Source organism: Parasphingorhabdus sp. JC815, from assembly GCF_040717415.1.
Lineage (GTDB): Bacteria > Pseudomonadota > Alphaproteobacteria > Sphingomonadales > Sphingomonadaceae > Parasphingorhabdus.
The window spans coordinates 353,978-378,477 of record NZ_JBFEFM010000003.1 but is presented as its reverse complement, the minus strand read 5'-3'; the positions used below and the strand labels follow the sequence as shown (position 1 = coordinate 378,477).

The following is a 24,500-nucleotide window of genomic DNA, read 5'->3' as shown; positions in this document are numbered from 1 at the left end:
AGCAACCGCCGGGTCGCTTGATGCCGAAATCGCTTTCGTCCCGATCCCGCGAATCGAGAAATTATACATGCTGAAATTGCTTTTCGAAAAAGTCACATTGGGAACCGCGCGGAGCAGCTCTGAACCGCTTTCGATTTTGCGCTCGTCCAATGCCGCCGACGACAATGCGGTTACGGCGATCGGAACATCCTGCACAGACTCTTCACGCTTTTGCGCTGTCACGATGATTTCGTTTCCGGTATAGGCAGAGTTTTCCGACGATGCCCCTGTCGAAGACGATGATACTGGCGCCAATGTGTATGTCCGCCCATCGCTCGACACGATACTCAATCCGGCATCCCCGGCAGCGCGAAGAACGGCCTGATCTACGGTCATGGCCCCAGTTATAGCGCGAATAGTCTTTCCTTTGATGGCCTTTTCACTGACCAATATCTGAACATCTGCCTGCACCGCCAGTTCGGTTATGCCGGTGGCAGCTGCCTGTGCCGAAATATTGAAAGTCTTGGTCTGTGCCATGGCAGGCGTGGCAACAGCCACCGCACAAATAGCTGCCGAACTCGCCAGTGCACCCCGAAAATCGCGAAGACGCATAAAATCCATAATTTCCTCCCCATTATTCTGGCCCGGTTTACGGGCTCATATAGATATGATGCGCGGGGGAATATTTTCTGTATTTAATCTTTACTTTATTTGACGAGTTTTTTCTTTGGCAAATGTGGACTTATTCTTTGCTTAACCAACTAAAGTATTCATTACTAAAGGTCAGCATAATATCTAAAAAATGAATGTCTACTGCTACGCAGATGTCGCAAAAGAAGCAAATCCCGACCAAATTACCGCAACAGGGTTATCCTGTCTGGCCCCATTGCTGCGCGAGCTCCTGTTAATGTTGCGACCGCCCGGACAAAAGCGTCGGGCTCGTTGGTACGGAAACGGCCTATCATTTTTTCCGAGCCCAATGCCGGGTCCGTTATCTCGATCTGGCGAACATTGTAGCGGTTGAACTCTGCCACGGCCTCGGCAATCGTGTCACCGTCCAACACAATCTGCCCGGTCCGCCATGCAAGAGTCTTGTCAATTTCCTCCCCTGCAACGACAGGTCTAATCTGCTTTTCGGGTGTCACAAAGGCCCGTGTACCTGCCGATATACGTTGAATATTAGCTTCATCGTCAACCCGCCATAGCTCAACAACACCCTCGGTCACTTGCACTTTAACGCCGCCTGCGCTCCGCCGGACAGCAAAGGCCGTCCCAACGGCTTTTATCCGCACGTCGGCCGCTTTCACGACAAATGGCCGTGAGCGATCTTTAGCGACCTGAAACCAGGCCTCTCCCTTCTCAAGCGAGATATGCCGGAACTCCGGCTCCATCGTGATGTCCAGTGCCGTTTGCGTGTTCACAGCGGCTAGAGAGCCATCACTTAGTGGAACCCGCCTGATTTCTCCGATAGTCGTCCGTATCCTCTGATCGGGAGTAGCGAAGAAATCCATGCCCGTAACGCCAAGAAACAGCGTTGCAGCAAAGGTCGCAGCGATCCCCCCGCCCCATAGAAGGCGGCGACGTGAAAGCCGGTGGCTGGTAGTTTGAATGGGCTGGGCCCGCCCGGCACCAAGGACACTCGCCCGGTCCAGCATATTCCATGCTGCTGTAGCGCGGAAATACGCACCGCGTCGACGATCGTCACCGGCTAGCCATGACTTTAGCTCTGCACGCACCGCAGGGTCATCACCCTCACGGTCCATGCGGGCAACCCACGCGGCTGCGCGATCATTGATCGTTTGTGCTGTTTCGCCCATGCTCATTTCGTTCCGATCTTATCCTTCTCTGCTCGGCTGCTTTCTCGTCATCGGCTATTGCCTGCAGTATTAATTTCAAACCCTTGGCTACGTCATTCTCGACGATATGTTCCGTAACGCCCAATCGTTGCGCTACCTCTTTTTGCGGTAAGCCTTCTATCTTGCGAAGCTCGAATATTTTTCGGCATCGGTCGGGCAATCCCTCAATCAGTCGCCGCACCCTCTCCAGCTCCCGGCGGCCGGCCGCAATCCGTTCGGGTGACGGTTCATCTCCTACGATGTTCAGATTCTCGATTTCCGTAACAGATTCGATACGAACAATGCGCGCTCGCCGAAGACGCATAAGGACAATGTTACGAGCAGCGGTAAAAAAATAGGCGCGCCCGTTACGGATGTGACTCACATCCTTGAGACCTGCGATCTGGCAGTAGGTTTCCTGGATAACATCTTCAAGGTCTTCGGGATTAAGCGTACGGCGAAGCCAGACGCGCACGCTGGATTCGTGGGGAAGTATCTCACTTCCCACCCAAGCCATAATCCTTGCGCGCTTCTGCTTGTTCACATCGGTTTTTTATACTCCGTCCCAATAAGATGCACGGGGAAAGATTTTCCGTATGGATGGGGAAAAAATTATTTCTCCCTTCGGAGGAGAACCAACCTGCGATTAATGGGCAAAAAGAGGGTAACAATCAAAAAAACTGCAGCAAATGAAAGCGCCAAACCGAAGCCCCACAATCCCAAATCTCTCACCAAAAAGGCAATATTAACAAAAACGCCACTTATAAATAAAGACGCCAACGGGAGTCGGACATTTCCAATGATAAGGACGATAATGAGCAAGGCCATTGTCAATATGGCACCGTAAATATGCCATGCGCTACCTAATATGCCAACTAAGGGGTAGGCTAACATGTACGACCATTTTGTATAAGGAGATGGCTCATTGTCATTACTCATGGCTGGCACCTATCTGGTGGAAATAGAATCTTAGCAAACTTTCCTGAAATGCCATCTGCGATCAAATCCCTCATTTCATTTCGCAGAGATTTTGGAACGATACCCTTACCAACGAAGGGTATTGCTGCGGAGATGCCATCTTGGAAGGCATACGGATCACCGCCCGCCATTTTGCCGATCATTCCCAAGTTCGTCATAGCTCCGCCGACCGATGCGACCGGGACAGCCGCACCACCAGTAGCGATACCTGCAACAATGCCAACATCCTCGACAAACTCGCCAACATCAGATAAGCCAGCACCGAGACGATACCACTTGTTACTACAATAGTCCGGCCTGCCCTGCTCCTCTTGCGGCGCTGATGAGGGGGCTGGCTGTTGTCGATTTCGTTGTGATTTCGGCGGCACTGGATTCACAGTCATTCTCACTGAAGATAGCGCCGCGTGTTTTTCTGGCCGCATTCCGGTTACTCAGATGGTCCCTCAGGACATTCGACTTTGTCAGGGGCCTGCATCACAGTAATAGACTTCTTCATCCCAGTCGTATCACTCCTATTCTCCGGATCATCGCCGACATAAGCGTACATATTCATACCATCCTCATAGTCGATGGGGACGGTTTGCATGAACCGTACCAAGGTGAGGGAGTAGATACGGGCTTTATAATAGTACATGCCCAGCTCTGGCAACCAGATCTGGCCGGTAAATGCAAACCGGCCCCGATTGGTAGCGGCAGGAATGCTCCATTCGTCGTAGCTGTTAATGTTGATGACCGTGCCAGAGCTGTTAGTAATCGCGGTGAACGAGCCGCGCTCGTCGGCGGAATAACAAGCCAACACTTTCTAAATTGACTTATTGATAAATAGTGTAAAACTCCTTGGAGGCCCGAGCCGGAATCGAACCGGCGTACACGGATTTGCAATCCGCTGCGTCACCACTCCGCCATCGGGCCGGAGAAGGAGCGCAATTGCGTCGCTTTGCTTCCAATGTCAAGCCTAACTTATCCTTAAATAGCCTATAAAATTTAACGCAAAAGTGGCTGTTAGAGGAAAAACGTGGAAATCCGTCTTGGCGACATCGATAACTGCGGCTAGAAGCGCTGGAAAAACAACCATAGTGTATTGCCTTAATAATACAGAGATGGCATACACTAATTAAACGTATCAAAGGTAGTCTAGTGGGTCACGAAAATTTCAAAGAGATGCGTAAAGCAATGGTCGTCAGTCAATTGCGAACAACTGATGTCAGCGATCCCCGCGTCATTGCTGCGATGAGCCAAGTCCCGCGCGAGGATTTCGTGCCCGCCGCATCGCGCAAAGTCGCTTATTCAGACCGCGGCGTAAGCGTTGGAAACGGGCGCGCGCTGAACGCCCCGCTTGCGACCGGCCGTTTGCTCAACATAGCGGAGCTATCGAGGGATGATAACGTCCTGCTTATTGGTGCAGCGACGGGATATACAGCCGCAGTGCTGGCACAGCTTGTCGACTCGGTAGTGGCCGTCGAGCAATCTGGCAAACTTGCGACCAAAGCAACCAGCAATCTCAGTGCTTTTGATAATATACGGGTTGTAAAGTCCGCCCATGCAGACGGCTTTGCCGAGGCTGCTCCCTATTCCGTAATCATCATCGACGGGGTCGTAGAACAGGTTCCTTCTGCATTGACCGATCAATTATCCGCGGAAGGCTGTTTGGTCGGGGCAATTATGGACCAAGGTGTTGCTCGCCTTGCCATTGGTCACAAAGTCGGGAATAGCATGAGTTATCAGTATTTTGCCGATTGCGGCGGTGCTATCCTGCCTGGCTTTGAACGAGCCAAGAGCTTCAATTTCTAATATGCAGGCTGTCCTGCACATATTTTCCGGGAGATAATTTCCAATGAGTAAGCGCAATTTGTTGCTTAGCGCTGTCGCCATTGCGGCTTTATCTTCTCCGGCACAGGCTGATACGCTTCGCGAAGCATTCGTTGCGGCCTACCAAACTAATCCCACTTTATCCGGAGCTCAGGCCGCGCAGCGTGCAGAGGACGAAAATGTTGCCATTGCAAAAGCGGATGGCCGCCCCAATGCAGGGTCCCGCTTTAATTTTCAGGAAAATTTCCTACGCAACGCCAACAGTTTTACCGCACCTTTACGACAACTTAGTGCCGGAGGCGAAATCAATGTCCCGGTATATTCTGGTGGCAGGGTAAAAAATGCTGTCCGCTCTGCCAAAACCAGAGTCGCTGCGGGGCAATATGATCTTCGTGGAACAGAGGCCAGCTTGTTCAGTAACGTGGTAGCGGCTTATATGGACGTTATGCGCGATGAAGCTGTGGTGCAGCTGAACCGTGCCAATGTCGGTGTACTTTCAGTGAATTTGGAAGCGACCGGGGACCGTTTTGAAATTGGTGATTTAACACGCACTGATGTAGCTCAATCCGAAGCGCGCCTGGAGATTGCCAAAGGGGAGCTGGAATCCGCCCGGGCCAATTTGATTCGTAGCAAGGAAAATTATATCGCGCTTGTCGGCCAAAGACCCGGTGATCTGGAGCCGCCTCCCCCCTTGCCTAATCTGCCCGAAACGCCGGATGAGGCTGTAAATATTGCCTTGCAATCCAATCCCGATCTTTTGGCGGCCAAGGAGCGTGCTGAGGCAGCGGAAATCGACATTAATACTGCACGCGGTGCGGTAAAACCCACTGTTGAAGCCTATGTACAGGGCAGTTATGTGAACTTCCTGGACACTTTGGGCGGAAATATTCCCGGCGCAGATCTGGTTCAGGAACAATCTGATGCTCAAGCTGGGCTACGCCTATCCGTTCCGATCTATCAGGGCGGGCGTCCTGCTGCACGAGTGCGTCAAGCACAAGCCAGATCCGGTCAGGCTTATGAACGGCTCATCGAAACTGAACGAAATGTCATAGCTCAAACGCGAGCAGCTTTTTCCAGCTGGCGTGCATCTGAGCGTGTCATCCAGTCTTCGGAACGCGCAGTGGCTGCCAGCGAGTTGTCGCTGGAAGGAGTCCGCGCTGAAAATAGTGTCGGAAACAGAACTATTCTCGACATTTTGAACGCGGAGCAGGAATTGCTCAACGCGCAGGTGCAACTGGTTACGGCGCGACGCAATAGCTATGTTGCCGGCTTCACTCTATTGGCTGCGATGGGCCGTGCAGAGGCACGTGACCTGGGCCTTGACGGCGGAGCCCTTTATGATCCGCAGCTGAATTATGACCGCGTTAAAGACCAGTTTTACGACTTTCAGTCTGATCCGGATCCGGAACCTCTGGCAACCCGAACTATCAATATTCCCGCGCCAACGGCTGAAGTTGAACCTTTACCGGAAGATAATTCACAGGAATGATATTCGAGAAGTCCACCAATTGATGCAAAAATAGATAAGCAAATAGTTGCTGATTTTGTCGTAAATGCGCTAAGCTTCTATGACAACAAGCCACTGAACTGTTTGCTAGCTTAAAGGTTTTACAAATGGCGGAACATATTAGAGAATCGTCCATGGAAGAAATTCTGTCATCGATCAAACGTATCATCGCCGAGGACAAGGCGATTGAAACAGATCGACCCGCTACAAATAACCAAGAAACGCAACTGAGCGAAGATGAAACGCCGGACGATTCTTCCGTATCTGATAACGTAACACCTATCGCGTCCCTGCCCAGAAATATTATTTCCAAAGGTACCAGCAAAAATCTGGCTGATAAATCTACGAACGAAACTTCGGCATCCGACAATGCTGAAACTGTGTTGGAACTGACCAATAAGGTTAGTGGAAATCTTTCCCACACTGCCCGCGGTGTTTTTGGCGATCGCCGCAAGGAAGAGCGGTTGATCAATGACAAAAAACTGGATGCCATGCGCCAGTCTCTATCGGCGCTTGTCGCGATGGAAGGGTCAAATACATCTGCACCCGAGAAATCGAACAATGGCACATCGCTGGAAGATCTAACGCGTGACCTTATGCGGCCTATGCTTCAGAAATGGCTGGATGAGCATCTCCCCGGTCTGGTCGAAGAGATGGTCGCGCGTGAAATCCGACGGCTCAACGAAAAATAATTTTGCAAAATCAAACACGGCAAAGTTAAACTCAATTGCCATGTCGGACGGACATGTTAAGTTCCGTACCATGAAAACACTCACAAAAGCATCATGGCTTGCGCTGATTACCGCAAGTACAATATTCACCGCACCTGCATTTTCACGGCCAATGACCGCCCAGGACCTTGCGACGATGAAACGCGTTGGTGCGCCTGCGGTATCGCCCGATGAGAAATGGACCGCATTTGGTGTTACCGAAACCGATCCGCAAAGTTATGAGCGCTCAACAGCGATCTACCTGCTTGATCTGACCAAGCCATCCGCCGTGCCAGTCCGTATTGCCGACAAACCAGATGCCAGCGAGCATAGCCCTGCCTTCTCGGCTGATGGGACGAGGCTTTACTATTTGTCCGATGCCAGCAAATCCGAACAGCTCTGGCATGTAGCGATAAATAGCGAAGGCCAGAGCGGAGAGCCGGTGCAAGCAAGCGATCTCAAAGCAGATATCATAGGCTTCAAACTATCGCCCACAGGTGGCGAAATTGCCATTTGGGGCGACATCGCAAAAAACTGCCCAACCTTTGGTTGCGACAAAACAAATGGCGGAGACGGTAATCGCGCGTTGCCGGGGCCGGGCACAGGACGTGAATATGACGAACTGTTCGTGCGTCACTGGTCAAGCTGGGAAACGCCTGGAATATACAGCCGTATTTTTGCTTTTGATCTAAAGAACGGACAGCTTAGCGGCAATGGCACCGCGGTGGATGGCGATCTGCTGGGCGACAGTCCTTCAAAGCCCTTTGGCGGCGGCGAGGAAATTGCCTGGTCAGCCAAGGGCGAAGGCCTGGCTTATGCCCTGCGTGTAGCAGACCGCAATGAACCGAAATCGACCAATCTGGATATTTACGGCACTAGTATCACCCGCGCCGAGCCAAAACCGATGCCCGGTAATAGCAAAGCAACCGACAATTTACCCGCCTTCTCACCTGACAACCAATGGTTTGCATGGGCTGCGATGGAGCGTCCCGGTTATGAAAGCGACCGTATGGTCGTCAAACTACTATCCAAAAATGACAACGAGCCGCGGGTGTTAACTGGTGACTGGGATCGTTCGGTCAGTTCCATAGCATGGGCAGCCGATAGCAAGGCTCTGATCGTCACGGCGCAAGAGATATTGGATCATCCTGCTTTTCGCGTGGACATTGCCGATGGCAAAGTGACACGCCTGACCGAAGGCGGCAGTGTCAGTAATATTACGCCGTTAAAAGACGGGTCGATGATCTACACGATGAGCAGTCTGCAATCGCCGCCTGAAATCTATCGCCGCGCCGCCAATGGCACGGTGACACAGCTCACTAACATTAATGGCGAAGAGCTGGCAGAAATTGACGATGTTACGGTGCAACGCTTTAATTTTAAGGGTGCTGGCGGTGATCAGGTCTGGGGACAGATCATCAAGCCAACCGGCGCAACGGGCAAGCTACCTATGGCGTTTCTTGTCCATGGCGGGCCCCAAGGCAGCTTTGGTAATGGCTGGTCAACACGCTGGAATCCCAAGGTTATGGCAGCTCAGGGCTATGCTGTTGTTACTGTCGATTTTCATGGCTCTACCGGCTATGGGCAGGCTTTTACGGATAGCATTAATCAGGATTGGGGCGGTAAGCCGCTCGAAGACCTGAAGCTGGGTTACGAAGCTGCCCTGAATACCGACGATCAGATTGACGGGACACGGTCCTGTGCTTTGGGCGCTTCTTATGGCGGCTATATGATGAACTGGATTTCCAGTCAGTGGCCCGACCAGTTTGACTGTATTATCAACCATGCCGGTGTCTTTGACCTGCGTTCCATGGCGCTGAGCACCGAGGAACTATGGTTTGACCAGTGGGATCATGGCGGCCCGTGGACGACCCGGCCCAATCCGGAAAAATGGAACCCGGTCAATCACATCGATAAATGGAAAACCCCTACGTTGGTCATTCATGGCGAAAAGGATTTCCGTATTCCCTATACACAAAGCCTGATGGCTTTCACCGCTTTGCAGGAAAACAACGTGCCTTCCAAATTGCTGATCTTTCCCGATGAAAACCACTGGGTTTTAAAAGGCAAAAACAGCATCCAATGGCACAATGCGGTCTTTGACTGGATGGCCAAGTGGACGCAGGAATGAAGGATAAGGGATAGGGCCCTGAGCATTTGCACCGTAATTTCTAACTCCACTAAGTTCACTAAGTTCACACCTAGAAAGGTTTATTTTCCGCCAAATCTATTACATGACTCGACCGTCATTCCCGCGCAGACCGGAATGACGGTAAGGGAGCCATCAATATTAGGGATGAGAAAATACTACATGAGAATTAGCGCGATCCATATCATGTAGGAAAGCATTTTCTTGCCGCTTGCCCGTTTCAGGATCATCAAGGATATAGTTTCCGGGTTGCTCCCCGCTAAAACCGCTGGCAAAGGCATCCTATGACCTTAGATAAAAACTTCGACCCGGCAGCTATTGAAGCGCGCTGGTATAACCATTGGGAAACATCCGGCCAATTTCGCCCTGATCGCGATGATGCAGAGCCGTTTACGATCGTCAATCCGCCACCCAATGTGACCGGAAGTTTGCATATCGGCCACGCGCTCGACAACACGTTGCAGGATATCATTATCCGCCACGAACGGATGAAGGGCAAGGATGCTCTGTGGGTCGTCGGCATGGACCATGCGGGCATCGCCACACAGATGGTGGTCGAGCGGCAAATGAACGAGCGCGGTGAAAAGCGCACCGATTATTCCCGCGAAGATTTCGTCGAAAAAGTGTGGGAATGGAAAGAGGAATCCGGTGGCGCGATTACCGGACAACTTCGTCGTCTGGGTTGTTCGATGGATTGGTCCAACGAACGCTTCACCATGGACGATGGCATGAACGAAGCCGTGCTGAAAGTATTTGTCGACCTTTATAATGACGGCCTGATTTACCGCGACAAACGGCTGGTCAACTGGGACCCGGCGCTTAAAACCGCAATTTCCGACCTTGAGGTCGAAACCCGCGATGTGAAGGGCGGATTCTGGCACTTCAAATATCCGCTGGCTGACGGGGTAACGCTGGATAATGGGCAGGATTATATCGAAGTCGCCACCACTCGCCCTGAAACCATGCTTGCCGACATGGCTGTGGCTGTACACCCCGATGACGAGCGTTATAAAAGCGTCATTGGCAAGAAAATCGAACAACCGATCACTGGCCGCAGGTTCAAAATAGTTGCCGATGAACATGCCGATCCGGAACTGGGCAGCGGCGCGGTTAAAATCACGCCCGGCCATGACTTTAACGATTTCGAGGTTGGTAAACGCGCCGGTTTTGCAGCGGGTGACATGCTCAACATGTTCGATGGTGAAGCAAATGTTTGCCAGACAGCTGATGGCCTTATCCCTGACGAATATATCGGCTTGCACCGTTTCAAGCGGGATGGTGTAGATGGCGCACGCGAATTGGTCGTGCAGCGGATGAAGGAACTGGGCTTTTTAATCCCCCATGTCACCAAATCCAAGGATGGTGAAACGGTCGAACATGACGCCGAACCACGCACCATCGCCACCCCTTATGGTGATCGCGGCGGCGTAGTGATTGAGCCATGGCTGACCGATCAATGGTATGTCGATGCAAAAACACTGGCCCAGCCCGCAATAGAAGCGGTGAAATCCGGCGCGATCGAGATTGTCCCGAAGACTTGGGAAAAAACCTATTTCAACTGGATGGAGAATATCCAGCCTTGGTGCGTATCACGGCAATTATGGTGGGGACACCGGATTCCGGCTTGGTTTGGACCGAGCAAAGAAGCTGCTATAAACGACAATCAAAAAGCAATCGCAAGCACACTACTTGGTGAAGCAATCTTTGTAGGCTCCAACGAAGATGAAATCAGAAGAAATGCTGCTAACTTCTATAATATCGATCCATCGGAAGTTAATTTTGCACAGGAAGAAGGCGAAACTGGAATATCCGGACAGGGCAACTACGTCCTCCGTCGCGACCCTGACGTTCTCGACACATGGTTCTCCTCTGCGCTGTGGCCATTCGCTACGCTTGGCTGGCCGGAAGAAACCAAAGATCTTTCACGCCATTACCCCAATGACTTGCTAATCTCCGGCTTTGACATCCTGTTTTTCTGGGACGCTCGGATGGCGATGCAGGGCATCCAGTTTATGAAAGATGTGCCGTGGAAACGGCTCTATCTTCACGGGCTGGTACGCGCTGAAGATGGTTCAAAAATGTCCAAGTCCAAGGGCAATGTTGTCGATCCGCTCGGCCTGATTGACCAATATGGCGCGGATGCGCTGCGCTTTTTTATGGCGGCAATGGAAAGCCAGGGCCGCGACATTAAAATGGATGACAAACGCGTCGAAGGCTATCGCAATTTCGCAACAAAGCTATGGAATGCCGCACGCTTCTGCGAAGCCAATGGCATTGGCGCAAGCAAGACACTCGCCGCGCCCGACGCAGTCTTGCCGGTCAACCGCTGGATCATTTCCGAGGTGGTCGAAACATTGGCATCTCTCGACAAGGCACTGGGCGATCTGCGCTTTGATGCGGCTGCGAACACCATTTATCATTTTACATGGGACCGCTTTTGCGACTGGTATCTGGAACTTATCAAGCCGCTCTTGCAGGGCGATGACGAAGCGGCTGCGAATGAAACCCGGACCGTTTCTGGCTGGGTGCTCGACCAGATCATCGTGATGCTCCATCCGTTCATGCCGTTTATCACCGAAGAATTATGGCACAGCATGGCAACAGAAACCGGCGGGAGGGAATATGACCTGATCGTCGCGAAATGGCCGGAACCAAAAGCCGCAGTGGATACGCAAGCCAAGGCCGAGGTTGATTGGCTTATCCGCCTGATCTCCGCTGTTCGTGCCGCAAAGGTTGAGCTGAACATTCCGCCAGGCACAAAAATGACTGCTCACATCCGTGATGGAGATAGCGCGCTTCAAAAGAGGATTGAGCGGCAAAGTGCGGCGCTTGACCGGGTTGGGCGTTTGGAGAGCTTATCGTTCGATCCAGCGCCCGAAGGCGCTACGGCCCAGCTCGTCATTGATGATGCCACTTATGTGTTGCCGCTGGCCGGAGCCATTGACGTTGACGCCGAGAAAGCACGGCTGAACAAAGCTCTGGAAGCATCACAAAAGGAAGCAAAAAGCCTGAATGGCCGATTGAGCAACCCGAACTTTGTCGAAAAAGCCAAGCCCGAAGCGGTTGAAAAAGCGCGTGCCGATCTGGCCGACAAAGAAGCCGAAGCGGAGCGTTTGCAAGCTGCATTGGCTCGGTTGGGATAGCTTAATATATGCTCGTCATCCTGAACTTGGTTCAGTATCTATTTCGAGGTTCGCGCCTGCCTTTAGAGATATCCTGAAACAAGTTCAGGATGACGAATTACGAGACGTGAGCGGGATTTTCCGACTAAGCGGAATGGCTTGTCCCCCCTTGCGGCTCTAACGCCCTTGGCTTCTCCAGCGTTTGATTACCCGCTGGACAATCTCTTCCTCGCCGCCATTTTCGCGCCATAGTTCAGAGAATAAAGGATCATCCGATGCCGGACGGCGCTCTTCGACCAGATTGTCAAGGGATACACGGATGGGAATAGCTACGCCTTCTCCGCAAATAATACACTCCCGATTGCGGAGCGCCGGAATAGAATCCAGAAAACCCCGCGCACCTTCTGGCATGGCGGCTTTGACAAAGGCCTGATCGCGGTCATTATTCAAGCGCATTGATATGATCGTTCCGCACTGCGAAAGCACGCCTTCGGCCAGATCAGACGGGCGCTGTGTAATCAAGCCCAGTGACACACCATATTTACGACCTTCTTTGGCAATCCGGCCCAATATATCACGCACACTGCTTTCACCCTCGACATCGTCATTCGGAATATAGCGGTGGGCTTCTTCGCAAACCAGAAGCATGGGCCGTTTCGGTTCGTTCCTTGCCCATATTGCATAATCAAAGACCAGCCTGCTAAGCACTGCGACCACGGTTGGTGTTATTTCGGATGGCATAGCGGATACATCAATTATCGAAATAGGATTGCTCTCTGCTGGCAACCGAAATATTTTGGATAGAAAGTCGCCCATTGTATCGCCAACCAGCATGCCTGAGAACATGAAGCTATAGCGCGGGTCGGTTTTTATCTCGTCAATCTTGGTTTTCAGCCGCATGAACGGGGCTGTATTGGTAGATTTATCGAGCTTGCCCATCTCATTCTGGATGATCGAGGTGAGATCAGACAATAAATAAGGAACCGGACTATCTACGGTCAATTTGGCGACGCCCTGCGCTGCCTGACTCTTGGACTTTGCCGCTAACAGGCATTTGGCGAGGATATCGCAATCCGTCTGGCGGTCATCACCCCTTGATTTCACAAACACTTCGCAATGTTCCTGAAAGTTCATCAACCAATATGGCATTGCCAGATTATTCACGTCAAACAACCGCCCATTGCCTTTGAAAGCAGCGGAATATTCCCCGTGAGGGTCGATCATCAAAATATGCCCTTCCGGAGCTATATCGCAAATCTTGTGCAGGATCAGCGCCGCCGCAGTTGATTTACCCGTGCCGGTTGATCCCAGTAGCGCGAAATGCTTTCCCAGCAAGGCATCAACATAAAGCGCGCCGCGAATATCGTCGGTTGGATAAACCTTGCCAATATCAATATGGGTGCGGCCATCGGAGGCATAGACTTGTTTCATATCCGTAGTAGTGACGGCATATATATCGGAGCCGGGAATAGGATAACGGGTTACGCCGCGGCGGAAGTTATAAATATTTCCGGTCAGCCGTTCTTCATCTCCTTCACCCAGAAAATCAATTTCGGCTGTGATCAATCCGCTCTGCCCTTCATAAAGTTTCTGGGTGCGGATATTCGCGAGCAGCCATGTTGCGCCCACCCGGATTTTGACCTGACTCCCGACCTGCCCTGCCATTTTGACCGTCGGGTCGGCATGGTCGGCCAAACTAGCCAGAATAGTGGCGTCCATAACAATGCGGGAACCGGAGCCCGCAATTTCAATAACCTCTCCTATTTTATGCCCTTCCGCCTGGTTCGGTAGCGGATTATTAGCCGCCGGTAGCGGCCGGGCAGCTGGAAAACTATGAGAGCTCATATCTGACATGAAATCGCAATCCTGTTCTACTTTTCAGAAGACAGGAGTACGCCATCTTGATTAAGGATTATTTACCGCGTGTTAATTCACGTAACACATTAATACTGCGCGTTAATTACACTGAAAACATTGATAAAGAGCGATATTTTCAGATTTTGCGGAACAGATATCCAGCCGCCCATCCCAATATGATTGAAAGCAGGACTGCCATTAAGCCATAAATAAAGCCATATTTCTGCGACAGGTTGGTGATGAACCGTCCAAATCCGATTTTCTCGATCGTAATGTCTTTGATTTCTGCTGCTTCCACTCGCCCGTCAATAATCAAGAAAGTTTCCGCAGAATATTCGCCGACCGGCACGCTTGCGGGTAAATTGATCCGCGCTTTATAAAGTACAGAATCGGTAATAACGACACTGTTAGGCAAGTTTTCATATAAACCACCGCGACGGTTCAGATCCACCAGCCCGTTGGTAAACCGTTGCAATTCCTCGCTATCAATGGCCCCTGCTGGAGATAACTGTAGATGATTGAGCCCAAGTTCATAAATATCCGCTGTCTTGGTATCGACAATCTCATCCAAGGGACGCGACGATGCCACAGCGTAAAAACCGGGAGCTGAACGAAATTCACTGCTCGCGGCGTTAATCCAGATACCGGCTACTTTCTGCTTTTCACGCAGAACAATGGATTCTGTCGGGCCTTTTAACACCACAACAATATCGGCTGTTTCGCGATTACGCGTGCCGGGAGGATAAGTAATTGCACCGAATAATAAAAGCTGGGCGCCGTTAAAATCACCCTTGATGCTGATATTATCCTGGGACACATCCGGCACCAGAACGGGCGTGTTGGCTGTGGACAAGAATAATATGGCAAGCGCACAAAATATAGCTGCGATTCTTGACCGGCCTCTTTGGACAATTGGCCATTTTGTGAATGAGGCGCTCACAACAGTTGCACCGTATATATTTCGTCAGGCCGGAAACCCAGTCCCATCGCCATGCGAATAGCGACCAATAACACCATGACGGCAAGGGCCAGTCGCAGATATTCCGGCTTCATCCTCTGTGCAAATTTTGCCCCAAGCTGTGCACCGGTAACGCTACCAATCAACAATAATCCGGCAAGCACGATATCCACGGCTCTTGTCGTCATGCTGTGCATCATGGTCGAAGCAATGGTTACAAATAAAATCTGGAAAAGTGATGTTCCCACCACCACCTGTGCGCCCATACCGAGCAGATAGAGCATGGCAGGAACCATTATGAATCCCCCGCCCACACCTAGCAACATTGTCATTATCCCGGTCAGCAAACCAAGAACAAAAGGGGCAATAGGCGAAATATACAGACCTGAACGGTAAAAACGCCAAGGCATTGGCAAGTTCGCTACCAAAGGATGGTGCCTCCGCTTGCGTGCCGGCAATGGTTTTCCAGAGCGCATTGCCTTCACGCTTGCCCATGCTTCTTTTGCCATCAGGCTACCGATTCCACCAAGCATGAGCACATAGAGCACCGAAATTACGGTATCAATCTGGCCCCATCGCTGTAATATCTGAAACAAAGCGGTGCCGATAAAGGTGCCTAACAACCCGCCAACAACCATTACTCCCCCCATGCGGAAATCCACACCCTTGCGCCGCATATGGGCAGCAACACCGGAAATGCTCGACCCGGTCACCTGTGTTGAAGCCGATGCCGCGGCGACAGTTGGAGGAATGCCATAAAATATCAAAAGGGGCGTGGTCAGGAATCCCCCGCCCACACCAAACATACCGGACAAAATCCCTACCAGCCCACCAAGCAACACGATGACAAACGCATCAACCGACAGATTTGCTATTGGGAGGTAAATATCCATAATTACAGGGAGTAATCTCTTTTTGTGGCAGGATAAAGGGACTTGATCTCAGCTTGGGTAAGAAAGTTTTCAATTTCACTGACAAATATAGAATAAAATATAATATGGTCAGTTAGGGTGCCTGTTAAAAGCCGGTTGTCACCGTCATCGCGGGTCCGGAATCCGGAGCAGCATTGCCGCCGATACGTTGGCGCCAATCAAGCGAAAACCGCATATCCATCGTACCGACCGGAATATGGATATTTGCGCGCGGTCCGACATCAACCCGCGTTAATCCCTTCTGACCGCCAGCCCAGACCCCTCCTCCTGCGGTGAGTTTATAACCACCCTTCTCCCATAACTTCCTTTGCACATTTGCCGAGGCATCAAAAAAATAACTATTTTGCTTGGCGAACAAGAACCCGGCTTGCCCATAAGTTTCCAGACTGAGATCCGTCGCCAGCCTAGCCGGTTCGGTTCCGCCAGCCACAAAAAAAGAAGTCCCGCGGTTACGTATCTGCTTTGGCCCCATACGTTGCTCAGCGAACAAGAAAACGGGTAATTTGTCAAAAGGTCGCGCTCTCACTCCAAAGGCTAATTCCTCTTGCCCCTTCAAAGAAATAGCCGTTGATGCACGCATATAGGCTGACAGGCTGTTCTGTTGTGTGCCGGCCAACCTATAGGTGAGGATAGCGCCGGCCTGACTGCCACCATATTGCCCGCCCGGTGATTGCAATGCCGGTGCCCCGGATCCGAAACGTTCTGAACCACTGCTCTGACGCACAAATGCCCAGAAATAGCCTGATAATGGTTTTGATGACGGGGAAAAACCTGTTGGCGAAGGAACGAGGTTATCCTGTCTCTGCACAATATGGCGTGAAGATACGACGGGCGCAGCCACTAACATGGCTGAGGATTTTGATTGATTCATCTCCCGCTGTTGGCTGGTTCCGGGCATCAATGCCGGTTGCATATATGCAGCCTTGGACTGTGATAAATAGGGCGGATTTCCGGCTCGCTCTTGCAAAATAGGTTGCGCTGTTAAAGTCGCTGTATCTGTTAAACTCACTGTATCCGTGCTAATTTCGTAATCTTTCATCGCTGTCAGCTTATTCAGCGTGGTCGGCGCCACTGATGACGGGAAAATGCTTTCCCATATAATCCGGATCGATACCCAGAACACAAGAATGATTAAGAGCGACTTTAACGGCGCACCTTTACTGGCACTGGCTGTCATGATGGTCATTTGTCTCGATTATTTTGACTGGAAGGTCTGAGACCTTTGATCTTGGTCACATCGGGATGAAAGTGATCGGTTTTCTCCCATCGCAGCGGCGCTCCGGACAGGGTTTTAAGATAATAGGTAATCGCCCGTTTGGCTGCCAATATATTGATAACATTAGCTACGAATGTCCGGGGCACGGACAATAAAGCCTCTCGCAAACCATAAAGAACATAAACCAGATAAGCCCTTATCGCCAGTCGCCAGAGCAGAAACAGCGCATTGTAAACCAGCATGGTTTTGAGCAAAGGTGTAAATGGCGCGGGCTGATAATAGCCTGTTAAACTATAGGCATATAACAATCCGGTCAGCAACAGAGCAATATAAGCCAGAGCAAGTAGAAGCGCCGAAAAACTGGCCTTGCGATCGCGCAGGCGCATCCAGTTTTCACGCCAGCAATTTTTCCAGCCAAGGCGGTCCCATCCCGATAAAGCAATGCCAGTCATCCAACGGCTTTTCTGCCTAATTGCATCCTCAAGATTATCGGGAAAAAATTCCTGCGTCGCTACCCATTGGCCCTGTTTGTCTTTCAGACGAGCAAATATCCCCCGCGCATCCCCTTCGGTAAGCTGTAGGCCCAGCTCATAATCTTCGGTAAGGCTCGACGCATTAAACGGCTTTCCCTGATTCCGTGCGGACAATGCGCTCAACGCATCACGACGGAATGCACATCCGACACCGGCTGCCGGTATCGATACACCTAGCGCTTCCCGCAACACCATTTGCTTGCCATGCATTTCTGCAAATTCATCACCATAATGACCGGCAACCCAAACAGAGCGCGTCGCACGGCGGGGAATGACCGGTATCTGCACCAGCGATGCCCGGTCGATAAGATAATCAAACAGTTCCAGTGCCTTAGGGTGGACCAAGTCTTCCGCATCCTGAAGAATGATGGCCTTGAAACGGATCGATTCAAGAATTTCATCCTGACATAAAGCGCGCCATAAACGGTTCAGGCAGTCTGCTTTTGACGTCGGACCGTCCTGATCACATAATATCATCCGGATATTTTTCGTGCCGCTCGCCGCATCAGCAACCGCAGCTATAGTAGGACCATCATTTGGATAGCAGCCCACATAGATACGGTAATTTCCGTGCCGCCATTGATCGTGACACCGGCGTAACATGGCGCCGATAACCGGAGCTTCTTGCCAAGCCGGGACAAATATCGCCAGTGGCTCAGCCAATTTCGGAGGTGGCAAATCTTCTACGATGAAGCGGTCATGGCGGCTATAGACCGACATATAGCGCTTAATCAAATAGGCAATCCACAGGCCGTCAAATATAATATCATCAATCGAACCGATTATGAAGCACAGGCTGGCAAAAAGCAGCAATTCCTTTTGCAGGAAATCGACAGCAGGCAGAACATATTCGATCATTACTTGCCACGCCCCCCGCCGTGTCAAAATCTATCGGTCCACTATTTGGAAAAAGTCTGGACAAACATTAAAACATGGCCCGCCGATAAGCGAGACTTTATGAAAGAAGCCTTAATGTAACAAGAAGTAAAATCCAAGAGGATTACGAAAAGAAAACCTGCAATGGGTGCTGGACTCACGGAACAGATCAAGCCATCATCTAAAAAAATCAGGAGAGAATATGAACGCAACGCAGGCACCGGGCGCGCCCGCTACGAATACCGGACAAGCATTTGGTACCCGTGGTTATCGCAATTACGTGCTTTACTCCTTGATGATTCTCTACACCATGAATTTTATCGACCGGATCCTGATCGGGGTGGTCGCACAGCCGATTATCGAGGAATTCAGGTTACAAGATTGGCAGTTCGGTTTGTTATCGGGCTTTGGCTTTGCGTTAATGTATACAGTGATGGGGATTCCCATTGCTCGGTTGGCAGAACGGATGAACCGGGTGCGTATAATCGCAGCCAGTGTCATATTATGGTCGCTTATGACTGCATTGTGCGGAATAGCGGGCAGTTTTCTGGCTTTGCTGGTTTTTCGAATAGGTGTCGGTATAGGCGAAGCGGGACTGACACCAGCAGCCAATTCGATCATTTCCGATTATTTCCCGCCGCGCAGCCGTGCCCGCGCTATCGCAATTTATACAATGGGTATCACGCTGGGCGGTGTCCTCGCCAACGCGTTTGGTGGACCTATTACCGAAATGTTCTCGTGGCGTGAGGCGTTTCTGGTCTTGGGTATTCCTGGCGTTATATTCGGATTGATCTTCCTCTTTACGGTGCAGGAGCCTCCGCGCGGTTATGCCGATCCGCCAACCGCATCAACACCTGTAAAAGCCAGCATCAGCGACACCATCCGCGAATTGTCTGCCAAACGATCTTTCTGGATTAACATGGCAGCAGCAGCACTGGTGGCTTTCGTGGGCTATGGTGTAAGCAATTTTCAGGTCGCTTTTTTCCAGCGTGTTCACGAAATGTCGATCTCTGAAGTCACGTTACAGATCGCAGTGCCGCTGGGACTCGCGGCGTCATTCGGCGCATTTATGGCCGGATATCTGACCGAAAAACTTAGTGGCCGTTTCCCCAATTCCGTTGCATGGCTGCCGGGCTTCATGCTGATCGCCAGTGTGCCGCTTTACTGGATTGGTTTCACCACCAATAACATCCCTTTTGCCTTGATTGTACTGATTGGCGCGGCGATACTTCATTATAGTTATCTTGGCGCACAATATACCATATGCCAGGGCGTCGCCAGCCCGCGGTCCCGCGCAACGGCAGTGGCGCTCTTCCTGTTTGTCGTCAATCTGATCGGTTATGGCTGCGGCCCGCTCGCTCTTGGGATATTAAGCGATATCCTGATGAGTGCCAATCTGGAAGCATCCCAATTTGCCGGTGAACTGACATCCCAACTATGTAAAGGCAAACCGGAAGACCTGATCGCATCTTTGGGCGCACCGCAAGCACGGGCTTGCCTGACCGCCAGTGGTGAAGGGCTGCGCTGGGCAATGATCGCCATGTCGGGCATATTTATGTTGGCCGGAGCTCTGTATCTCTATATCTGCAAGACTTTGCAGCAGGATCTTGTTGCCAAAATGAACTGATAATCCCGATTTTCACCTAACAGAGTATATTATGTCTAAACCTGAAACCTGGCAGCTTTCAAAGGCTAGCTATCCCTATTCTACAATCACCCAGACGCGCTTTGGCGATATGGACCTGCTGGGTCATATCAATAATGTCGCAATGGCGGGCCTGTTTGAAAATGGCCGTGTTCGTTTTAACCATTCTCTGGGCATGGGTAATATTAACGAAGGTGATCGCTGGTTGATCGCAGCGATACAGATCAACTATATCCGCGAGGCCCATTTTCCCGAAGATGCAGAGATTTGCAGCGCGATTGGCCGGATCGGCAAATCATCCTGGGACATTGTCTCTGCTGCATTTCAGCAAGATCAATGCGTTGCCACTTGTACGACAACATTGGTGCTGACCAGCAAACAAGGAGCAAAGCCGATCAGTGCGGATTTCCGTAAAATTCTTGAATCACACATGGTTCGCCGGGTTTAAATTATCCTCGGAAAACGAGCGCTTAATCAGTAAAATTCGCGGTCCGTTTCTCTAAAAAGGCCATGACTGCTTCTTTCTGGTTGGGTGCGCGAGCGACTTTATCTTGCTCTACGCTTTCCATCATCAATATCTCGTCTTCATTCATGTCCGGCAATTTGTTCATCAACCGCTTTGCAGCCTTGATCGCATCCGGATTCTTACCCGCAATCTCGGTGGCTAGTTCCATTGCGCGGGCGTGCGGGTCATCGGCCAGATGCGAAACAAAACCCAGTTCTTTGCCCTCTTCGCCGGTAAAAATCCGGTTGGTGTATGTTAATTCGCGCAAAATATCGTCGCGGACGAAACTGCGCCAAGTGGAATAGCTGCCCATATCCGGGATCAAGCCCCAGCGCATTTCCATGATCGACAATTTAGCGTCCGGCGCAGCGATACGGACATCACCAGCCGAGGCAAATTGTAACCCGCCGCCGACACAGGCCCCGTGAATGGCGACAATGACCGGAGCGGCCAACCGCCGCCATTGCAGCACGACATGCTGATATTTATTGGCATTGCCATAGGTCCGGTCGATCAGGCTTGTGGTCGTATCCGTTTTGGTAAAGCTGGACATATCAAGTCCCGCGCAAAAACTTTTGCCATTGCCCGAAAGCACAATCGCCCTGACATCCTTCATCTGCGCCAGCTGTTCCGTAGCCTCGATAATTGCGTCAATCTGTTCCGGGTCGAGCGCGTTCATTTTTTCCGGCCGGTTAAACCGGACATCGGCAATATGGTTTTCAACCGAAATAGTAACGCGCTGTGACATATTATAGCTCCGTAGCAGGTGGATTCGTTTATGATTGGGAATGGAGTTTAATCGCTCGCTTAACAAGCGGCAACTGATCATTGCCAAAATACATATGTTCGCTGTTCTGGTCATCGCTATCAGGCACAAAGATACTAGGGGAGCCATAAGCGCCGCGCGCAATCGCCTCTTCGGTATTGGCCCGCAGCCTGTCTTTGATTTCCTGCTCCCCGGCTTTTGCAATCAGGGCTTTCCCGTCCATGCCAATCTCATCGGCAATCGCGGCCAGCACCGCTGGATCGTCCAGATTGCGCTGATCGGTATAATAAGCGTTGAACGCAGCGGTGGCGAATCTGTGGAGCGCCGCCTGATCACTTTCCAGCGCGCAACATACACGCATGGCATATACGGATTTGACCGGATGATGTTCGCTGGGAAAGTTCATTGTTACACCGGCCAGCGCAGCCCATTCTTCCATCACCCGAAAACTATGCACGAATTTGCGGTTGTCCGGGTTTTCGCGGGCAGCATAAACGCCCTGATTAACCGCATTAAATACCCCTCCTACCAGAAACGGTTTCCAGACTATCTCTGCGCCGGTCTCTTTTATTATTGGCTGGATATTGTGGAACGCCAGACAGGTCCACGGACTGGAAAGATCAAAGTAAAATTCAACTTTTATAGTCATGCTATTCATCCTCTATCCCGATAAGCAGTAAGCCAGATTATGTGCTTCAACCCAGCCAGCACTTTTGTCAGTCGCTCTCTTGCATAATTCAACATATCCTTTTCTTTGGGAGAAGATAGATGACCGTTGAAACAAAACGCAGTTTTTGTCGTTTTTGCCATGCCAGTTGCGCGATGCTGGTCGATGTTGAAGACAATAAGATCAAAGCCGTTCGCGGGGATAAGGACGATCAACTCTTCGGCGGCTATACCTGTATAAAGGGACGCCAGCTGCCCGATATGCACAATCTGCCCGACCGAATGCTTACCAGCAAGCTTCGGCAAAAAGATGGCTCATTCAAAGATATTTCTACCGCTGATGCTTTGGCATTGGCAGGTGCCCGGATGAAGAAAATGGTCGAGGAACACGGCCCCCACAGCATTGCAGTTTATTGCGGCACCAATGCTTTCCAAAATAGCGCTGTGCTCGGCACCGCTTATGCTTTTACGCAGGGCATCGGATCGCGCAACTATTATACCAGTGTCACCGTCGATCAACCGGCCAAGGTATTTACCACCGCGCGCTATGGCATGTGGATGGGCGGCGGCAATGCTTTTGAAGAATCCGATATAGCCATGTTCGTCGGTAATAATCCGATTACATCCCATTATTCCAGCGGCCTTCCGCCTTTCTCCCCTTCCCGTCGTTTGCGCGATGCGAAAGAACGTGGCCTTAAACTCATCGTTGCCGATCCGCGGGTCAGCGAGATGGGCAAACTGGCGGATATTTATTTGCCGGTCAAACCGGGCGAAGATCCCGCTCTGCTCGCGGGCATGCTCAATGTTATTCTCGCAGAGAAACTATATGACCAGAATTTCGTGGCGGCCCATGTGGACGGGGTGGAAGAATTAGAAGCTGCGGTCAAGCCGATGACCCCGGATATTGCTGCAAAGCGCGCCGGGGTTGATAGGGATGATCTGATCAAGGCCGCCCGTATGTTTGCCGGGGCCAATAAAGGCCGTATTGTCACCGGCACTGGTCCGGAAATGGCCGGTAATGGCACGCTAACCGAATATCTGGTGGCATCGCTTAATATCCTTTGCGCGCGCTTTAATCAGGAGGGTGAGAAAACCGCGGTCCCGATGGTTTTCAATCCGCTCAGCGGCGGCCCCAAAAAAGCACAGGTTGCTCCGCCCATGCCGATGTTCGGTGAAGGTTTTCCCCAATCACGCATCCGCGGTTTGGGTCATCTGGGCAAGGAAATGCCATGCAATGTGCTAGCCGATGAAATATTGACGCCCGGCGAGGGCCAGATCAAGGCGTTTATTTCTATTGGCGGCAATCCGGAAATTGCTTTTCCGGATCAACAAAAAGTGCGCCGCGCTTTGGAAGAATGTGAACTGTTCATCCAGATCGACCCATGGATGTCCGCCAGCGCAAAACGCGCCGATATTATTCTGGCTCCAAGCATGTGTCTGGAACGTGAGGATATTAACAATGTCTCTGATGCGTTTTGTGAGGAACCCTATGCCCATTATACCGAGGCCATGGTTCCTGCCCCCGGCGATACCATGGACGAATATGAAATGCTCTGGTGGCTGGCCAAACATATGGGGATAGAAATGAACTATCCCGGCGGCGCGGTATCAATGGAAACATGCCCTGATAAAGCCACGGTTCTTGACCTGATCTCCGTTGGCTCCCTGCTCAAACCCAGCAAAGCCAAAGCAGATGCTGCTGCGCTTGACCGCAAAGGCGCAGCCATCACATATCATGACCTCCATCCCGTCGTTGGCCCCGCCGATCCGGATTGCGAAAACCGCTTTAATCTAGCCGCTGGCGCAATGCCGAACGAATTAACCGAATATACTATCAATGATCCGGTAAAAGACGGCTTTGATTTCCGCCTGATCTCTCGTCGGTCCAAACATCGCTATAACAGCAACGGCCACCCTTTTCCCAAGCTGGTCGAAAAAATGCCAACCAATCCTGCTTTCATCAATCCCGAAGATTTGAAGCAAGCGGGGATCAGCGACGGCGCGATCATCGAAATCACCTCTCCTACCGCCTCAATTTTCGGGATGGCCAAAGCCGATAAGAAAATTCGTCGGGGTGTGATTTCAATGAGTCACGCCTTTGGCGACTCCGATGCTGGTAAAGATGATGTGATGACCAAAGGCAGCTCTACTAACAGGTTGATCGTAGATGATGACTGGCTCGACCCGATTACCGGACAAGCTATGCAAAGCGCCATTCCGGTTCGGGTAAGCAAAGCCTGAACGCTTTTCTGTTTTCGCAAATATAATCAGAAAAATATAGAGAGTTTTATCAAACTGCCAATAAATATGGCAATGACGCGATGGAGGAACTACGCAAAAGAGCCGGGGACCTTGTCGCTTTCTCACCGTGACAGAAAACAGTGGCGCCGGTTGCTGCGCTTGGCAGAAACTTCGCCCGATGTTCTTCCCGGTAATATTATATTTGGTAACGACACC

At 51.2% G+C, this 24,500-nt stretch carries 21 protein-coding genes and 1 tRNA gene; 8 read left to right on the top strand and 14 right to left on the bottom strand.

Annotated elements, in window-relative coordinates; all coding sequences use genetic code 11:
- From AB1K62_RS09890 to AB1K62_RS09860, 7 genes are all read right to left on the bottom strand, one after another.
- The coding region (locus AB1K62_RS09890) for a TonB-dependent receptor plug domain-containing protein (RefSeq protein ID WP_367003344.1) at nucleotides 1–600 on the bottom strand (600 nt) is incomplete at its 3' end.
- 233 nt (nucleotides 601–833) lie between these two features.
- Entirely contained in the window at nucleotides 834–1,796 is a 963-nt protein-coding gene (locus tag AB1K62_RS09885) for a FecR domain-containing protein (protein WP_367003342.1), read from the bottom strand.
- The gene (locus AB1K62_RS09880; protein WP_367003341.1) at nucleotides 1,768–2,331 is read right to left on the bottom strand and encodes a sigma-70 family RNA polymerase sigma factor; all 564 of its coding nucleotides are present in this window, start codon (nucleotides 2,329–2,331) and stop codon (nucleotides 1,768–1,770) included. Before AB1K62_RS09880 ends, AB1K62_RS09885 begins: the two co-directional genes overlap by 29 nt.
- Nucleotides 2,332–2,426: 95 nt before the next feature.
- Nucleotides 2,427–2,753, bottom strand: a complete 327-nt coding sequence (locus tag AB1K62_RS09875; protein ID WP_367003340.1) for a hypothetical protein — start codon at nucleotides 2,751–2,753, stop codon at nucleotides 2,427–2,429.
- Nucleotides 2,750–3,175 (bottom strand): hypothetical protein, encoded by a 426-nt coding sequence (locus AB1K62_RS09870; RefSeq protein ID WP_367003339.1) that lies wholly within the window; start codon nucleotides 3,173–3,175, stop codon nucleotides 2,750–2,752. Before AB1K62_RS09870 ends, AB1K62_RS09875 begins: the two co-directional genes overlap by 4 nt.
- A gap of 44 nt (nucleotides 3,176–3,219) precedes the next feature.
- Nucleotides 3,220–3,588 carry an RHS repeat-associated core domain-containing protein gene (locus AB1K62_RS09865; RefSeq protein WP_367003338.1) on the bottom strand — a complete coding sequence of 123 codons (369 nt, stop codon included), beginning with the start codon at nucleotides 3,586–3,588 and terminating at the stop codon, nucleotides 3,220–3,222.
- Between the two features lie 42 nt (nucleotides 3,589–3,630).
- Nucleotides 3,631–3,704: transfer RNA gene (locus AB1K62_RS09860), tRNA-Cys, on the bottom strand.
- 225 nt (nucleotides 3,705–3,929) lie between these two features.
- On the opposite strand from AB1K62_RS09860, the gene AB1K62_RS09855 reads away from it, so the two are divergent.
- The 5 genes from AB1K62_RS09855 (at nucleotide 3,930) to AB1K62_RS09835 (ending at nucleotide 12,110) form a co-directional block, all read left to right on the top strand.
- Entirely contained in the window at nucleotides 3,930–4,583 is a 654-nt protein-coding gene (locus tag AB1K62_RS09855) for a protein-L-isoaspartate O-methyltransferase (protein ID WP_367003336.1), read from the top strand.
- A gap of 43 nt (nucleotides 4,584–4,626) precedes the next feature.
- Complete coding sequence (locus tag AB1K62_RS09850; RefSeq protein ID WP_367003335.1) at nucleotides 4,627–6,090, top strand: TolC family outer membrane protein; 1,464 nt, start codon at nucleotides 4,627–4,629, stop codon at nucleotides 6,088–6,090.
- 125 nt (nucleotides 6,091–6,215) lie between these two features.
- Entirely contained in the window at nucleotides 6,216–6,800 is a 585-nt protein-coding gene (locus AB1K62_RS09845; RefSeq protein WP_367003333.1) for a DUF2497 domain-containing protein, read from the top strand.
- Between the two features lie 70 nt (nucleotides 6,801–6,870).
- Nucleotides 6,871–8,949, top strand: coding sequence for a S9 family peptidase (locus AB1K62_RS09840; RefSeq protein WP_367003332.1), 2,079 nt, complete (start codon nucleotides 6,871–6,873; stop codon nucleotides 8,947–8,949).
- A 302-nt stretch (nucleotides 8,950–9,251) separates the two neighbouring features.
- Nucleotides 9,252–12,110, top strand: a complete 2,859-nt coding sequence (locus tag AB1K62_RS09835; RefSeq protein WP_367003331.1) for a valine--tRNA ligase — start codon at nucleotides 9,252–9,254, stop codon at nucleotides 12,108–12,110.
- 156 nt (nucleotides 12,111–12,266) lie between these two features.
- On the opposite strand, the gene AB1K62_RS09830 is transcribed toward AB1K62_RS09835, so the two are convergent.
- From AB1K62_RS09830 to AB1K62_RS09810, 5 genes are all read right to left on the bottom strand, one after another.
- Nucleotides 12,267–13,808, bottom strand: a complete 1,542-nt coding sequence (locus AB1K62_RS09830; protein ID WP_367003365.1) for a DUF87 domain-containing protein — start codon at nucleotides 13,806–13,808, stop codon at nucleotides 12,267–12,269.
- Between the two features lie 274 nt (nucleotides 13,809–14,082).
- Nucleotides 14,083–14,835, bottom strand: a complete 753-nt coding sequence (locus AB1K62_RS09825; protein WP_367003364.1) for a TIGR02186 family protein — start codon at nucleotides 14,833–14,835, stop codon at nucleotides 14,083–14,085.
- Between the two features lie 47 nt (nucleotides 14,836–14,882).
- The gene (locus AB1K62_RS09820; RefSeq protein ID WP_367003329.1) at nucleotides 14,883–15,797 is read right to left on the bottom strand and encodes a sulfite exporter TauE/SafE family protein; all 915 of its coding nucleotides are present in this window, start codon (nucleotides 15,795–15,797) and stop codon (nucleotides 14,883–14,885) included.
- Between the two features lie 124 nt (nucleotides 15,798–15,921).
- Nucleotides 15,922–17,022 carry a hypothetical protein gene (locus AB1K62_RS09815; protein ID WP_367003327.1) on the bottom strand — a complete coding sequence of 367 codons (1,101 nt, stop codon included), beginning with the start codon at nucleotides 17,020–17,022 and terminating at the stop codon, nucleotides 15,922–15,924.
- Nucleotides 17,019–18,443 carry a glycosyl transferase family protein gene (locus tag AB1K62_RS09810; RefSeq protein ID WP_367003326.1) on the bottom strand — a complete coding sequence of 475 codons (1,425 nt, stop codon included), beginning with the start codon at nucleotides 18,441–18,443 and terminating at the stop codon, nucleotides 17,019–17,021. The genes AB1K62_RS09815 and AB1K62_RS09810 overlap by 4 nt, the downstream gene beginning before the upstream one ends.
- Nucleotides 18,444–18,663: 220 nt before the next feature.
- Between AB1K62_RS09810 and AB1K62_RS09805 the strand changes: the two genes are divergently transcribed.
- Nucleotides 18,664–20,088 carry an MFS transporter gene (locus AB1K62_RS09805; RefSeq protein WP_367003324.1) on the top strand — a complete coding sequence of 475 codons (1,425 nt, stop codon included), beginning with the start codon at nucleotides 18,664–18,666 and terminating at the stop codon, nucleotides 20,086–20,088.
- A 31-nt stretch (nucleotides 20,089–20,119) separates the two neighbouring features.
- Nucleotides 20,120–20,554 carry an acyl-CoA thioesterase gene (locus AB1K62_RS09800; protein ID WP_367003323.1) on the top strand — a complete coding sequence of 145 codons (435 nt, stop codon included), beginning with the start codon at nucleotides 20,120–20,122 and terminating at the stop codon, nucleotides 20,552–20,554.
- A 22-nt stretch (nucleotides 20,555–20,576) separates the two neighbouring features.
- On the opposite strand, the gene AB1K62_RS09795 is transcribed toward AB1K62_RS09800, so the two are convergent.
- Complete coding sequence (locus AB1K62_RS09795) at nucleotides 20,577–21,359, bottom strand: crotonase/enoyl-CoA hydratase family protein (protein ID WP_367003321.1); 783 nt, start codon at nucleotides 21,357–21,359, stop codon at nucleotides 20,577–20,579.
- Between the two features lie 28 nt (nucleotides 21,360–21,387).
- Nucleotides 21,388–22,026, bottom strand: a complete 639-nt coding sequence (locus tag AB1K62_RS09790) for a 2-hydroxychromene-2-carboxylate isomerase (RefSeq protein ID WP_367003320.1) — start codon at nucleotides 22,024–22,026, stop codon at nucleotides 21,388–21,390.
- 119 nt (nucleotides 22,027–22,145) lie between these two features.
- On the opposite strand from AB1K62_RS09790, the gene AB1K62_RS09785 reads away from it, so the two are divergent.
- Nucleotides 22,146–24,284 (top strand): molybdopterin-dependent oxidoreductase, encoded by a 2,139-nt coding sequence (locus AB1K62_RS09785; protein ID WP_367003319.1) that lies wholly within the window; start codon nucleotides 22,146–22,148, stop codon nucleotides 24,282–24,284.
- The last annotated feature ends 216 nt before the right edge of the window (nucleotides 24,285–24,500 follow it).